13 protein-coding genes are annotated in these 13,851 nt (G+C 58.2%); 5 read left to right on the forward strand and 8 right to left on the reverse strand.

Annotated elements, in window-relative coordinates; translation table 11 throughout:
• Nucleotides 1-48: 48 nt before the first annotated feature.
• Nucleotides 49-504 carry a tellurite resistance TerB family protein gene (locus UYS_RS0208220; RefSeq protein ID WP_016855029.1) on the reverse strand — a complete coding sequence of 152 codons (456 nt, stop codon included), beginning with the start codon at nt 502-504 and terminating at the stop codon, nt 49-51.
• A gap of 13 nt (nt 505-517) precedes the next feature.
• Here UYS_RS0208220 and UYS_RS0208225 point away from each other — a divergent pair, with 13 nt between their 5' ends.
• Complete coding sequence (locus UYS_RS0208225; protein WP_016855030.1) at nt 518-979, forward strand: DUF3592 domain-containing protein; 462 nt, start codon at nt 518-520, stop codon at nt 977-979.
• Nucleotides 980-1,027: 48 nt separating this feature from the next.
• On the opposite strand, the gene UYS_RS0208230 is transcribed toward UYS_RS0208225, so the two are convergent.
• The 3 genes from UYS_RS0208230 to UYS_RS0208240 form a co-directional block, all read right to left on the reverse strand.
• Nucleotides 1,028-1,909 carry a hypothetical protein gene (locus UYS_RS0208230; RefSeq protein ID WP_016855031.1) on the reverse strand — a complete coding sequence of 294 codons (882 nt, stop codon included), beginning with the start codon at nt 1,907-1,909 and terminating at the stop codon, nt 1,028-1,030.
• 377 nt (nt 1,910-2,286) lie between these two features.
• Entirely contained in the window at nt 2,287-3,627 is a 1,341-nt protein-coding gene (locus tag UYS_RS0208235; RefSeq protein WP_016855032.1) for a UDP-glucose dehydrogenase family protein, read from the reverse strand.
• A gap of 46 nt (nt 3,628-3,673) precedes the next feature.
• Nucleotides 3,674-4,675 (reverse strand): NAD-dependent epimerase, encoded by a 1,002-nt coding sequence (locus tag UYS_RS0208240; protein WP_016855033.1) that lies wholly within the window; start codon nt 4,673-4,675, stop codon nt 3,674-3,676.
• A 197-nt stretch (nt 4,676-4,872) separates the two neighbouring features.
• Here UYS_RS0208240 and UYS_RS0208245 point away from each other — a divergent pair, with 197 nt between their 5' ends.
• The 4 genes from UYS_RS0208245 to UYS_RS18455 are packed head-to-tail and all read left to right on the forward strand — an operon-like array spanning nt 4,873 to nt 9,114.
• Nucleotides 4,873-5,940: a glycosyltransferase gene (locus UYS_RS0208245; protein ID WP_016855034.1), complete on the forward strand. Its 1,068-nt coding sequence runs from the start codon at nt 4,873-4,875 to the stop codon at nt 5,938-5,940.
• 2 nt (nt 5,941-5,942) lie between these two features.
• Complete coding sequence (locus UYS_RS0208250; RefSeq protein WP_156821573.1) at nt 5,943-6,656, forward strand: lipopolysaccharide kinase InaA family protein; 714 nt, start codon at nt 5,943-5,945, stop codon at nt 6,654-6,656.
• Between the two features lie 53 nt (nt 6,657-6,709).
• Nucleotides 6,710-7,792 carry a glycosyltransferase family protein gene (locus UYS_RS18450; protein ID WP_156821574.1) on the forward strand — a complete coding sequence of 361 codons (1,083 nt, stop codon included), beginning with the start codon at nt 6,710-6,712 and terminating at the stop codon, nt 7,790-7,792.
• Between the two features lie 47 nt (nt 7,793-7,839).
• Nucleotides 7,840-9,114, forward strand: a complete 1,275-nt coding sequence (locus UYS_RS18455; RefSeq protein ID WP_192813918.1) for an asparagine synthase-related protein — start codon at nt 7,840-7,842, stop codon at nt 9,112-9,114.
• Between the two features lie 134 nt (nt 9,115-9,248).
• Here UYS_RS18455 and UYS_RS17965 read toward each other — a convergent pair whose 3' ends face one another.
• From UYS_RS17965 to UYS_RS17130, 4 genes are all read right to left on the reverse strand, one after another.
• Entirely contained in the window at nt 9,249-9,887 is a 639-nt protein-coding gene (locus UYS_RS17965; protein ID WP_192813919.1) for a hypothetical protein, read from the reverse strand.
• A gap of 612 nt (nt 9,888-10,499) precedes the next feature.
• Nucleotides 10,500-11,840, reverse strand: coding sequence for an O-antigen ligase family protein (locus UYS_RS0208260; RefSeq protein ID WP_237738435.1), 1,341 nt, complete (start codon nt 11,838-11,840; stop codon nt 10,500-10,502).
• A 211-nt stretch (nt 11,841-12,051) separates the two neighbouring features.
• Complete coding sequence (gene galE / locus UYS_RS0208265) at nt 12,052-13,062, reverse strand: UDP-glucose 4-epimerase GalE (protein ID WP_026068427.1); 1,011 nt, start codon at nt 13,060-13,062, stop codon at nt 12,052-12,054.
• A gap of 16 nt (nt 13,063-13,078) precedes the next feature.
• A partial coding sequence (locus tag UYS_RS17130) for an exopolysaccharide biosynthesis polyprenyl glycosylphosphotransferase (RefSeq protein WP_040478122.1) occupies nt 13,079-13,851 on the reverse strand: 773 nt, incomplete at its 5' end.

Below are 13,851 nucleotides of genomic sequence, written 5' to 3' on the forward strand. Positions count from 1 at the left end.
AGACACCATGATCACGAAGAGGCCATGAGGGAAGCAAGGGCACGGCGATCATTCGCCGCCGGCTTCCACCTCGATGCGGGTGCGGATGAAATCGCCGTGCGTGACGTGCAGCAGCTCGGCCAGGCGACGAATGCGATGCTCCTCGAGCGGATCCTTGTCGCCGTCGACCAGCGCCAGCGACCACATCTCGCGAACCAGCGCGACTCGCTCGTCGTAGTCGCAGCCATCGCGCACCGCGCGCAGGAAACGATGATGATCCACCGCCGATTCCGTCTCGTCGCAGGCCTGGCTCACCAGCGCCTGCGCCTCATCGCCCGGCAGCCCGAAACGCGCGGCGAGAAGCATCGACAGGTGCTCGAGCTCGGCCTCCTCCAGGCGATAGTCCGCCCGGATCACCTCGCACAGCAGCACCGCCACCGCCAGCGCCTGACCGGGTTCGGCCTGTTCAGACGACGCCGCGGGCGTCATCATGTCCTGAAAGAGCCGTTGCAGGGACTGAATCATAGGGACTCCCGACATGCCGAATGTGACTCCCCTTCTCATTGCCCTGGCCTGCGGCGCGGGCGCCGCCCTGGCCCTTCGCGGCGCGTGGCGGCGGCGCGCCGTCAACCGTTGGCCCGAGGCGCAGGCCACCGTGGAGCGCACCGAGGTGCAGGCCGTCGATGACCAGCATCGCCGCGCCGATCGTGACGATCATCCCCGGCGTTTCCTGGCGCGCATCCACTATCGCCTCGAGGTCGAGGGGAGCGAGTATCGCTCTGACAACGGACGCTTCGACGGCGTTCCCGATTTCCCCAGCGGGGAGGCCGCCGAGGCCTTTCTCGCCCAGACGCCGCCGGGCAGCCGGCTGACCGTTCGCTACGATCCGGCCGCCCCCACGCTGACGCAACACGGCGAGCAGCGCCTGCCCACGGCCCGCCTGGGGCTGGCGGCCTTTCTGGGCATGGCGGCGATAGGGGCGCTGTGGGTGTGGTGGTGAATCCGACCTCGGCGCCGGGGGCAGGCATGCCCGGGCCGGCGGAGAAGGTCACGGCAGCATCCGGTCGACCAGTAGGGCCAGGTGCAGGCGCCAGCGATGGCGCCGCTCCAGGGAGCGCATCATGCTCAGATCGAGGCGATCGCGCCAGACACCACGGTGTCGCTTGAAGGCACGAGCCATACCGAATGACACGAACGTCAAGCCATCCGACACGACATGATGCCGGGCATCCTCTAGCAGCCGCGCGCTATCGGTAGAGAAATGCCCGAGCTCATCCGAGCCGATGACCCGGAGCGGCGCTCCCGGTGACGGTCCCGGTGACGGTCCCGGTGACAGTCCCGGTGACAGTCCCGGCGATGGTCCCGGCACCCTGGTCAACACATCGATATAGCGAGCCTTCCTCAACCCGTACAACTGCATCAGCGTTTCCGGGCCAAACAGCACCTCTTGCGGCGTCACTCCGGCCCGGGTGAGCAGGCCACGCAGCTCGGCGCTGAAGTCAGGGGCCAACTTCGCCCGCCGGGCATGAAGCGCATGGTTCAGGAAATGCCGCCCGCCGGGGGTCAGCACCAGCTCGGCGATACGCTCACGCTCCCGCGGGCAGCTGAGCAATAACCAGCCCTTCTGCGCCAGACGCGCGGGGGGCCGCATGCCGACCGCCATGACCAGCCGTTTGACCAGCAGCGGTGCCTTGTGCGGCCTGGAGCGGGGCCAACCAGGCGGCACGGGGTCCAGGCAACGCAAGAGGTACTGCCAGCCACCGGGCGACAGCGACATCTCCTGCCTTTCGATCACGACCCCGGGCAGCACCATCTCGCTGTTCCAGGCGTCCTCCATGGGAATCAGGGCAAGCAATCCGGGGCCTTCCTGGGTCCCATCCCGTTCCCGGGGCGCGGTGACGACCGCCGACGGGGCACCGCTCTGAGCCATCGACAACTCCTCATCTTCGGGCACCCGGCCTCGGCGTAGCGCCGTGCCGCAGATCGGCACAGCCGTTAACACAAGATTACATTGTTAACGTGCCGTCGGAATGATGGTTTTTCCCATGACAGGGCGATCAGGTGAGAAGTGATGGGGGTCAGTCAAAAGAGGGGGCAGATATGAAGAACGAGACAATCCGTCTTCTGGCAAGGGGACAGGCATCATGCCAGCTAAACCGACGGGACATGACCTGGTTCGAGACCGCGAGAATGCGATCGGGGTCCAGGGGTGGGGGCCGCCATCAGGGCCAATGGAATTCACTCGGCGCAATGCCAATCATGCCGCTGCCCAGTGGGCAGCGGCAAGACGCCTATCCTTGGATGACACTAGGCCGACGTGACCGACTCGCCTCGCCCCACGGCGTAGTAAAGCAGCCCCGCCGCCTTGAGCGCTTCGGGATCGAAGAGATTTCTGCCGTCGACGACGACCGGCAGTGACAGCTGTGACTTCAGCCAAGCGAAGTCGACGCTGCGGAAACTCTTCCACTCGGTGCAGATCACCAGTGCGTCGGCACCCTCCACCGCCTCGGCGCGATCGCTCACCAGCGAGAGATCGTCACGCTCCCCATACAGGCGGCGGCATTCCTCCATGGCCTCGGGATCATAGGCGCGAACGCTGGCACCGGCGGCCCACAGCGCCTCCATCAACGTGCGGCTCGGGGCATCACGCATGTCGTCGGTGTTGGGCTTGAACGCCAGCCCCCACAGCGCGATGGTCTTGCCACTCAGGTCACCGTCGAAGGCACGCGACAGCTTGGCGAACAGCGTCTGCTTCTGGCGCCGGTTGACGGCTTCCACCGCGCCCAGCAACTCGGCCGAATAGTCGACCTCACCGGCGGTTCGCGCCAGTGCCTGTACGTCCTTGGGGAAGCAGGAACCGCCGTAGCCACAGCCCGGATAGATGAACTGATAGCCGATACGCGGATCGGAGCCGATGCCGCGTCGCACCTGTTCGACGTCGGCGCCAAGACGCTCGGCCAGATTCGCGATCTCGTTCATGAAGCTGATCTTGGTCGCCAGCATGGCATTGGCGGCATACTTGGTCAGCTCCGCCGCCCGCACGTCCATGAACATCAGCTTTTCCTGCAGGCGAATGTAGGGCGCGTAGCACTCGCGCATCAGCGTCTTCACTCGCTCGGATTCGGTGCCGACGATGATCCGCGCGCCATGGGTGAAGTCCTCGATCGCCGCGCCTTCCTTAAGGAATTCGGGATTGGAGCACACCTCGAAGTCGATCGCCTCGCCGCGCTCATCGAGCACGCTGGCCACGGCGGCACGCACGCGGTCGGCGGTGCCCACCGGCACGGTGGACTTGTCGACGATGACCTTCTCCTCGGTCATGTGACGCCCGATGGTCTCGGCCACCGCCAGGACATATTTGAGATCAGCACTCCCATCTTCATCGGGAGGTGTACCGACGGCGATGAACTGCAGGGTGCCGAAGGCGACCGCCGTCTCGGGGTCGGTGGTAAAGCGCAGCCGCCCCTCCGCCACGTTGGCCTTGACCATCTCTTCGAGGCCCGGCTCGAAGATCGGGATCTCGCCGGCTTCAAGGCGGGCGATCTTGTCCGCGTCCACGTCCATGCACAGCACGTCGTGACCCACGTCCGCCAGGCAGGTGCCGGTCACCAGGCCCACATAGCCGGTGCCGAAGATGGTGATTTTCATGGGTGTCCTTCCCTTTTAACGATGAGATGCCGAAAGCTGGGCGCCGTCAGACGCCGTAGTAGTCGCGATACCAGGCAACGAAGCGGGCGACGCCCTCCTCGACGCCGACCTTGGGCCGGTACCCGGTGGCCTCGAACAGGGCCTCGGTGTCCGCCCAGGTCCGCGGCACGTCGCCCGGCTGCATGGGCTTGAGGTCGCACAGCGCGCCTTGACCGGTGGCGGCCTCCACCGCGCGCACGAAATCCATCAGCGCCACCGGGCTGCCATGACCGATATTGTAGAGCGCATAGGGCGCATGGCTGGTGTCGGGCATGGTGGTCGTCGCCTCGGCCCGCCGCTCGGGCACCACCTCGAGCACGCGTACGATGCCCTCGACGATATCGTCGATGTAGGTGAAGTCCCGCGACATGTCGCCGTGGTTGAAGACCTCGATCGGCTCACCGGCCAGGATCGCACGGGTGAACTTGAACATGGCCATGTCCGGCCGGCCCCAGGGGCCATAGACGGTGAAGAAGCGCAGCCCGGTGGTCGGCAGGTCGTAGAGATGGGCGTAGGTGTGCGCCATCAGCTCGTTGGCCTTCTTGGTGGCCGCATAGAGGCTGATGGGATGATCGACGTTATCCGAGGTATCGAAGGGCACCTTGTCGTTGGCGCCATAGACCGAACTCGAAGAGGCGTAGACCAGATGACCCACCCGGCCATGGCGGCATCCCTCCAGCACATTGAGATGAGCGATCAGGTTGGCGTCGGCATAGGCATGCGGGTTCTCCAGCGAATAACGAACCCCCGGCTGAGCCGCCAGGTGAATCACGCGCTCGAAGCCCTCGGCCTCGAACAACGCGGCCACGGCCTCGCGGTCGGCAAGATCGAGGCGCTCGAAGCGCACATCTTCGCAGGACGCCAGGTCGTCAAGGCGCGACTGCTTGAGCGCAACATCGTAATAGGGGTTGAGATTGTCGACGCCGATGATCTCATGCCCTTGCCCCGAGAGGCGCTTGGCGACGGCATGGCCGATGAAGCCCGCCATGCCGGTGATCAATAACTTCATATTTTCCTGCGACTCCTGATCGTCATTCTCGCGCGGCACTGGCGCCCGCTTATGGCGGCATTGTACCCCAGCATCGCGTTCACGCCGAAGCGCCCCGTGCCTGCCCGGCGGCGAGGAACATGCTAGAATTCGGCCCTTTAGCGGCGCCGCGACGACGCGGAGCGCCACCGGATGACCTCGCCGTGCAGGACGACCCCATGACCCGCAAACGCTTCGCCTTCGTCATCGAAGACCTCTACGGCGGCGGCGCCCAGAAATCGCTGCTCTACACCGCCGACCAGCTGCGCCAGCGCGGCCATGCGGTCAAGGTATTCACCCTGCGCGAGCGCATCGAGCATCGCCTGCCCGAGGGGCTCGAGATCGAGGACCTGGGCGTGGTCACCCGCATCACCAAGGCGACCAGCACGGTGCTGACCGAGAAGTGGCAAGCCAGCCGCATCAAGCGCGCCCTGACGCCCTGGAGACCCGACGTGGTGATCTCCTGCTCCTGCGACAAGATCACGCGGCATCTCGACCTGCCCAACCTCTATTTCTGGATCAAGTCGGACGTCTCCGCCAAGTTCGCCGACCCCAAGCAGAGAAAGCGCGCCTTCGATAAAGTTCGCCGTTTCTATCGTGGACGCCAGGTCATCGCCGTCTCCCAGGGCGTGAAGGAGAACCTGGAAAGCGTGGTCGGCCTCGAGGCAGAGCGCATCGTACCGATCTACAACCCCTACGAGCGCGAGCCCTTCGTGGCCATGGCCGAAGAGCCGACGCCGGTTCCAGAGGGCGACTACTTCTTGTGCGTGGCGGCCATCGAGCCCCGCAAGCGCCACGACCGACTGCTTCGCGCCTACGCCGAAAGCGGCGTGACCACGCCGCTGGCGATCATGGGCAAGGGCAAGCCGGAGCACGAGGCCACCGTCCGCGAGCGGATCAAGGCACTCGGGATTGAAGACCGAGTGCTGTGGCTCGGCTACCATCACAACCCCTATCCCTTCATCCGCCACGCCAAGGCCATGGTGCTGGCCTCCGACGCCGAGGGGCTGCCGCGGGTGCTGATCGAGGCCCTGCTGCTGCACACGCCGGTGGTCAGCGTCGATTGCCCCAGCGGCCCGCGCGAGATCCTGACCCAGGAGCTGGCCGACTTCCTGGTCGCCCCCGACGACGAGGCGGGCCTGGCCCGGGCGCTTACGCGCATGGATCGGGAGCCAGTCACCATCGAGCCACGTCACTACCGGCAGTTCCTCAAGGAAACGGTGCTGCCCCAGTTCGAGGCGCTGTGACGGTGAAACTACTCGATATCCCCTTCGACGACCGCCGCCGACGCTACCTGGTCTTTCATGCCGATGGCCTGCCTGCCCGGCTGCGACTGGCCAGCACCAGCACCACCGCCGCCTTCGAGGCAGTGGGCAGCAGCCGTTTCTATCTCTCGCAGGACAGCCAGATCCTCGCCAAGGTGGTACCCGACAAGTTCGCCAAGCGCCAGGCACCATTGAGCTGGCTCAGCCGGGACTACCTGGAAAAGCGCTGGCTGATGCAATCCGACGCCCGCAAGGAATTCCTGAGCCTGCGCATCCTGCAGCGCGCCAGGCTCACCACACCGAGATGCCACGGCTGGGGCCTGTCGCTCAACCCGGCGAATCGCTATGCATCGTTGTTATTGATGGAGCACCGACACGATGCCAGACCCGGCGGCGAGGTCTTCGACAGCCTCGACGAAGCCGGGCGCGAACAATTCCTCGAGCGATTCTGCCAGGAAGTGGCCATGCTCGCCCGCGCCGGCTACGTGCACCGCGATCTGCACTACAACAACCTGCTGGTCGCTGACGACGGTTCTCTGATCTGGATCGATGCGCACGTGCGCCGTCTGCCACGAAAAAAAGCCGACCAGTGGTCTGTTCTAAAAAAGTCTCTCACTTCCAGAAAGCTGAGGGGAAGTCGTTACCTAGAGGCAAGCCGCAAGATATTATATAATGCGTTTGAAAAAATGCATGACTGATCACAAAGGCCAGACTAAAACATTTATCACGCACCTTAAGACTAGCCATTAAAATGAACACTGATCTAAAAACCATTCGACTTCCAAAAGAAATCGAACTTTCCAGGCAGCACAACCCCAAAGACCAACTTGACACACAAGATCTTCAGCATTTTGACACGAAAACGCTTTTCTATGATTTCTTCATAGACCAGTCTGGAGAACATCTGCTCGGGATTGGTCCACCAGCGATGAACCTTTCACAGTACATTCGTACTGCAAAGCTATTCGTTAATGGCGAAAAGCAGAAGTTCGCTTTTCAGGATCTACCTGAGTACAAATTATCTTTCCTCAAGACCGCAGCTCCTAAGGGCCACGGCGTCAGTATTGAGTTGATTTTCAGCGACTTCCATGAAACTTTTTACATCCCTCAAAATAACGCCTCACAAAAAAGGCGCATTTTAGCAGCAATATCAAAAAACAATGCAGCAGAGTGGGTGGCAACATGGGCTGATTTTCATCGCCACAACTACGGTCTTGACGATGTCATCGTCTATGACAATGGCAGCGACAACATTCAAGAGCTCGAAATCGCTCTAGATGGTAAAGCAAAAATCATTAACTGGAACTTTCCCTATGGCCCCCCCGGGAAAAGATTCAACAAATTTGCCCAGCCTGGCGCCCTAAACCACTGTCTAAGAAAATTTTGCCGTCGCGGCACACTTTTCAATTTTGACATTGACGAACTTCTCATCGCCAATCCCCCGACCCTAGAAGAAGAAATCAAAAGAAACAAAACTGTTTATATAGACAGCCATAATGTGCCTAAAACTAAAAATCTCACTTCGCCTTACACACATTACGACTTTAAGTTGCGCGACGTAGAGAGGCGAAAAAAGGCAAGAAAATTTGTCTGCTCTGAAGCCACGGTCGACATCATCTCTCAACACAATACTTGGAAGCATTCAAAAATACCGTTCACCAAAAAGCTGCGGCGCAACAAGCCCAAGAAGCTAGAAAGCGACCACGCTTACTTTTTACACTTTCTCGGCATAACAACTAATTGGCAGCCCAGCCTAGGAAAACTAAACATTGTCCCAAAAGACAATTTGACCGAAGACGAAAGCCATATCAAAAGAAAGCCACCGGAACAATAGGCGAAGCCTTAGAAATGGAAAAAGACGCACCATTGAGCAGCAGCCACATGCAACTAGACAGCGTTGATCTTCTTGTCAATACTTACCTACATTATGGCTATCTGCCGTCTTTAAGCACACCCAGCAAACTTCATGAAATCGACAAACCTAACCCTCGTCCAACTTTTTCAGTTTCAGAGGCCTCCCAACTCTTTAACAAAATCATGGATGATGTGGTATCTCAGCATACCAATAAGGAAGGTAGATGCATCGTACCTCTAAGCGGTGGGTGGGATAGTAGGATTTTGTTTGGCGCCGTAATGGATCGCTTCCCCAAAAACAAAATCAGCACCTTAAGCTTCGGGGCCCCCGGGCAGCTAGATTATAAAATCGGAAAAAAAATCTCAGCTCACTATGACATAAACCACACTTCAGTCGACCTTAGCCAACAAGAAATTTCCTGGCAAAAGCTAAGACAATCCGTGGAAATTGCACCATGGACTTATACTCCAGATGCTTACTTTAACAAGCTAGCCATCTCCACAGTGATGCCAAACAAAGATGATATTATAGTAAGTGGGTTCATGGGAGGACCGTTGACTGGAGGTCACTATACTAACAACAGCCCAGAAGACGAGAAAAAAGCTTTTTCAAAAAAACAAAGGAAAGTTAAGGAAAAATGGCTTCCTGAGAGCGGCTTTCACCCAGAAGCTAGCTTGCCACCTGTATCAGATACCTCTCCCTTATCACCGAGCGAACAGCTAGATATATGTGTTCGCCAAAGCAACTGTATTTCTGCGATTGTCACGCCTTGCCAGAAGTTCAGTCAGTGGTCATACAAAATGGGCGCGCTGCAAAGCGGCACTCAATTTTTGACGCCTTTCACACATCCTGAGTGGGCAAGCTATTGGCTCCATGCGCCAAAAAGTGTGAAAAAAAACCAGGAGCTCTACCTTTCAATACTCACTAACCTATATCCCGAGCTATCTGCCCTTCCCAGCAAATATTCACTGGGCGCTCCTAATAACTCTCGCTTACGAAAACGTTTTGCAAGAAGTAAGCGCAATTTAAAGCGACACCTAGGAAATCGACTTCCCATGCTTGGCGTACGGGAATGTTCAGGAATAAACTACCTAGATTATGACCATGCTTTTAGAAAAAGAGAAGACTATTACGAAGTTATAAAAACAGCAAAAAATATTCTGAAAGAAAACAACATCACTCCTTGGATAGATATTGAAGGACTTATAGAAAACCATATTGCGAACAAAGAAAATAACGGGAAGACATTCCTAGTTCTTGTCGGCCTTGCATTGAACTTAGAGAGAGAGGGGGTAGTTTAACCCACGGCAAGAGAAACCATCACCGGAGCCCTTTCGACAAGGGTAGAAAGGGCTCTATGGACCATAACTTCCTGAAACAACTTTAAGAGGCAAGAGCAAACGTAGCACAAAAAAATTAATCAAAAAAACCAAGTTCAACATGGCCACTCAAAAGATCTTGGCCATCTAGCTGGATCAAGCTGGCCTGCTTGAAACTCCGGCACACACTGTTGTAAGGCTAGTGCCACTCTATCAAGCGCTTCTTTCCCAATAGCTCCCCTAACGACTTGATACCACCATTCACGATGAACTGCCATCACACGCACTGGCACAGACGACAGACCGAGACGCTGTGCCATCGCCAGGCGATGCAAGCCACGATTGATTTTGATCAAACGACCCTCCCGGCTGACGGCCACGCCCAGCTTGTCCTTGCCCCGCCCACCGTCGAAGCCACGCACCGCCATGTCATCGAGAAAACTGAGATACACACGCAGGTACATCAGAATGCGCTCCTCTGAATCCAGCAGCACGCCCTGCTGATGCGAGGACCACGGTTTGCCGGCCTTTAAAAGAGCCGCATACTTGGCAAAGCTTTCACTCTGCTGGAGATCATCTCGATGTTCGTCGAGGTCGCTTATGAAGCGATAGCGAGAGCTGAAGCGCAGATCGCCACGCCTCAGATCCCACTCGCCGTCCCAAAGAAACGACGAAGAAGAAGGGCGCAATCGCTTGTCATACCCACGCCAGTCTGCGCTTTGGATCAGTTCTCGCGGAGAGACCTCAAGTGTCAAGCGATCTCCCAGGCACTCCTCTACGGCCCGACGAGGTAACCCTTGACGCTCAACCCACCCACTACCGAAGCGCCCTCCAAGCCACAGGCCCAGAAGCCTGCGCTCCAGTGGCAAGCTCACACCATTTTGAAAGGCCTGTCTGACCTTCACCTGCGCACGTGCCCGACGAATAGGCCAGCGCATGCGCTCGTCATAGAGGGGAAAGAAGGCGGGATCGCCAGCAGGGGCCAGCGGGACAGGCGACACGCCTGATCGGGCAGGTTGACTCATCTAGGGCTCACCAACAGAAGACCAGGCGGCGGGAGGCTCGCTCGAAGCTCCACCGACGGCCGACAATACGATCACAAAACATTAGCAACCATAACATGCTCGCCCTAACAAATCATCCTTGCTCGCCTGACCGGCAGGAGCTGACGACTCTATCCCCTATCCTGCCGTTGATTCCAGAATCAGCAGCATCGAAGAGTTTTTTAAAAATAACCTAACAGGGCGAAAGCGGCCACACCACTTCCGCCCCTAAATAACATCCAAAGCAATTAAATGGGATATCAATATGCCCCAATGCCGCGACAGCTCAGTGAGATAACGAGTCGCCGCCAACTGAGACAATGTTCAAGCCGTTTCCTTATTTTTGGGCATCATTTGCCAGCGCCAATAATGCGTGATCAAGCCACCCACCACCAAATTGTGCACATAGACGCCTGTCCAGAAGGAGTTATAGGATTCAAACTGATTGACGACCATCCAGTAGATGAAGAATCCGCCTCCGAATAGCGCCAGATCGCCGGGTAGCGCACCCGCTCTCCAGGCACGCCAAGTGGCCAAACCGATCCAAAAGGCCAGAGCGCCGATGACAGCAAGCCCCAATATGCCGTAGGCGACCCAAATCTCTATAAAGTAATTATGGAGATGCCCATACTTCTCACTCACCCGCTCCGGTAACCATTCTGTGTGGTCCATCACCAAGCCACGCCCTTGGCCGCCCCATCCCATGAGGGGGCGCTGTTCGATCCACTCAAAGGCCGCCTGCCATGAATGGATACGAATTCCGATACTGGTATAGGGCACCTCATCGATATTTCCTGCCAGCAGCATGCTCACGACCGATGATTCTTTATTGAGCCTTTCGAGGAGCGGGCCCTTGATGACGCTACCCGCTCCCAAGAGAACGAGTAACAAGGCGGTCGTGCACACGGCCAGCAGCTTGCGATTGACGGGAGATGTGCCTGACTGACGCCGGACGACCAGCCAGGCCACTAGCACCATGGGCAAGGAGAGGCTCAGCGCCAACCAGACAGCCCGCGTCTGACCCATCATGACGGCGATCACCGAAAGCCCAAGCAATACGCTCCAACCAACGATCCTGAGCGCTCGCCAGCGGCCGTGAGCAAAAAAACGAGGCGTGAAAATGGCTAGACCCAGGAGTGCGACGCCGAACAGCATGGCGCCGTGCTGACCATTACGCACCCCGAATCCCACACGCTGCCCATCGAAGCCTTGGAGCCACTCATTCAAGCCGTCCCCTTGAACGACGCTGGAAAGGATCAAGCCAATGACGGCCAAACACCAAACCAAGAGGGTGTTGCGAGTGCTTCCACCCAACCACCACGCCACGGCGATGAAGATGAACAGTTTAGCCAGACGGTCGACCTGAGGGTTGTCAGCCACCCACTGGGGATGGTGCAGATAGCCCAGCCACCAGGATAGCGTCTGGACGGCCACGGCCATCAGCAATAGCCACAAGGCAGCGCCGCCTCTGAGACCTTTGCCCCACACGAGCACAGCGATCAGGCCTATCAACGCCATCGCCGTTTCGGAAGTGGAGCCCACATCAGGCCACAACATGCGACACGTGGTGTAGAGCAACAGCGATAACATGCCCACCGCCCAGAGGCTCTTGGGGTATGACCAACCCACGGGAGCAGCCCAGATATGTTGCAACTTCACAGCCATCCTCACACCAGACGTTCAGAGCCGAGCACTTTACCTAAGCGCCATCGGCACGTACATAGCCAGCATATCCTAAATGAGATTAGCGACCCTTTTATCGGGCTTGGCAGACATCGAACGGGCCTCAAAACGAGAACGGGGCACCCCAGCCATCTGGAGTGCCCCGCTAGCGAAATCCTGCGTGCTCAGGCAGCCGCACCACCGCGAATCGGCCCTACGAATACCCCTCCGGATTGCCCGACTGCCAGCGCCAGGTATCGATCATCATGTCGTCCAGGCCTTTTTCGACGACCCAATTCAGCTCTTTTTGCGCCTTAGAGGCATCGGCCCAGAAGGCAGGAAGATCGCCTGCGCGGCGGGCACCGAACCGGTAAGGCACCGGCACATCCGTCACACTCGTAAAGCTGTTCACCATCTCCAGCACCGAGATACCCTTCCCCGTGCCCAGGTTATAGATCGACACACCTGGCGCGCTGACGACTTCAAGCGCCTTGAGGTGCCCGACCGCCAGGTCCACCACATGCAGATAGTCGCGCTCGCAGGTACCGTCAGTCGTTTCGTAGTCATTGCCGAAGATCGTCAGCTCGTCGCGTCGGCCAACGGCAACCTGAGCAATGAACGGCATCAGGTTATTGGGGATGCCCTGCGGGTCTTCGCCGATCTTGCCGGAAGGATGCGCGCCGATCGGGTTGAAGTAGCGTAGCAGCGTGACCGACCAACGCTCATCGGCGACCACCAGGTCCTCGAGCAGCTTCTCCACCATGGCCTTGGAGGTGCCATAGGGGTTGGAGGTGGTGCCACGCGGCGTGGTTTCCACATAGGGCACCGGCGCCTCGCTGCCATATACCGTGGCCGAGGAACTGAACACGATACGGCGAACACCGGCGGCCTCCATGGCCTGGCACAGCACCAGGGTTCCGTTCACGTTGTTCTCGTAGTAGGCCAGCGGCTTGCCGACACTCTCGCCCACCGCCTTCAGACCGGCGAAATGGATCACGGCATCGATATCATGCTCGGCGAAGATCGCATCCATGGCCTCGCGGTCGCGAATGTCCGCTCGCACGAAGTCCACGCCCTTGCCAGTGATCTCCTCGATACGCCGCAGCGCCACTTCCGAACCGTTGCACAGGTTGTCGACCACGACCACATCGTGGCCAGCCTCGAGCAGTTCCACAGCGGTATGCGAACCGATATAACCGGCGCCGCCGGTGACCAATACTTTCATGAACCTTCCAAAAATGTTATTGGGCGTGGGGATGAAAGAACCCACGCCACACGGTCAGAAACAGGATCTTCAGATCCAGCCAGACGGACCAGTTGTCGATGTACCAGAGATCATGTTCGATGCGCACCTTGAGGTCCGTATCGCCTCGCCAACCGTGCACCTGGGCCCAGCCAGTGATACCGGCATGCACCATGTGCTTCTGCATGTAGCCGGGAATCTCGCGCTTGAACTGCTCGACGAACACCGTGCGTTCGGGGCGCGGCCCCACCAACGACATCTCCCCCTTGATCACGTTGATCAGCTGCGGCAACTCATCGAGGCTAGAGCGACGAAGAAAACGACCTACGGGGGTCACCTTCTTGCTATCTGCTCCACCCCAACGAATACCATCAGTTTCGCTATCTGTTGACATGCTGCGAAACTTGAGCATCTGAAAGGTATCACCATTCCAGCTCATCCGCTCCTGACTATAGAATACAGGTCCACGCGATGTCAGTTTCACTGCCAGTGCGATAGTCAACATGACTGGTGAAATAAGCAATAGTGCGATGCCAGCAAGAAATTTATCTTCGGCGGCTTTCACAAAACGAGAAGCCCCACTCATCGGACTACAACTCATATCAAAAAGATACAAGCCGGCAACATTAGAGACATCATGATTAAGCAATCGCAAGCCTTGCATATCGGGCATATATCGAATATTCCCAGTATAATGCACAAGACTATTCATAATGTTCTCTAACAATGGTCCTCGCGAAAAAGGCAAACAGATCCAAACCTCGTCAGTAA

Origin of the sequence: Halomonas smyrnensis AAD6 (genome assembly GCF_000265245.1) — a bacterium.
GTDB lineage: Bacteria > Pseudomonadota > Gammaproteobacteria > Pseudomonadales > Halomonadaceae > Halomonas > Halomonas smyrnensis.

Bases quoted from the DNA above. Each gene is read 5' to 3' on its own strand.
- UYS_RS0208220 (WP_016855029.1), bottom strand. From the start codon at position 504: ATGATTCAGTCCCTGCAACGGCTCTTTCAGGACATGATGACGCCCGCG.
- UYS_RS0208225 (WP_016855030.1), top strand. From the start codon at position 518: ATGCCGAATGTGACTCCCCTTCTCATTGCCCTGGCCTGCGGCGCGGGC.
- UYS_RS0208230 (WP_016855031.1), bottom strand. From the start codon at position 1,909: ATGGCTCAGAGCGGTGCCCCGTCGGCGGTCGTCACCGCGCCCCGGGAA.
- UYS_RS0208235 (WP_016855032.1), bottom strand. From the start codon at position 3,627: ATGAAAATCACCATCTTCGGCACCGGCTATGTGGGCCTGGTGACCGGC.
- UYS_RS0208240 (WP_016855033.1), bottom strand. From the start codon at position 4,675: ATGAAGTTATTGATCACCGGCATGGCGGGCTTCATCGGCCATGCCGTC.
- UYS_RS0208245 (WP_016855034.1), top strand. From the start codon at position 4,873: ATGACCCGCAAACGCTTCGCCTTCGTCATCGAAGACCTCTACGGCGGC.
- UYS_RS18450 (WP_156821574.1), top strand. From the start codon at position 6,710: ATGAACACTGATCTAAAAACCATTCGACTTCCAAAAGAAATCGAACTT.
- UYS_RS18455 (WP_192813918.1), top strand. From the start codon at position 7,840: ATGCAACTAGACAGCGTTGATCTTCTTGTCAATACTTACCTACATTAT.
- UYS_RS0208260 (WP_237738435.1), bottom strand. From the start codon at position 11,840: ATGGCTGTGAAGTTGCAACATATCTGGGCTGCTCCCGTGGGTTGGTCA.
- galE (WP_026068427.1), bottom strand. From the start codon at position 13,062: ATGAAAGTATTGGTCACCGGCGGCGCCGGTTATATCGGTTCGCATACC.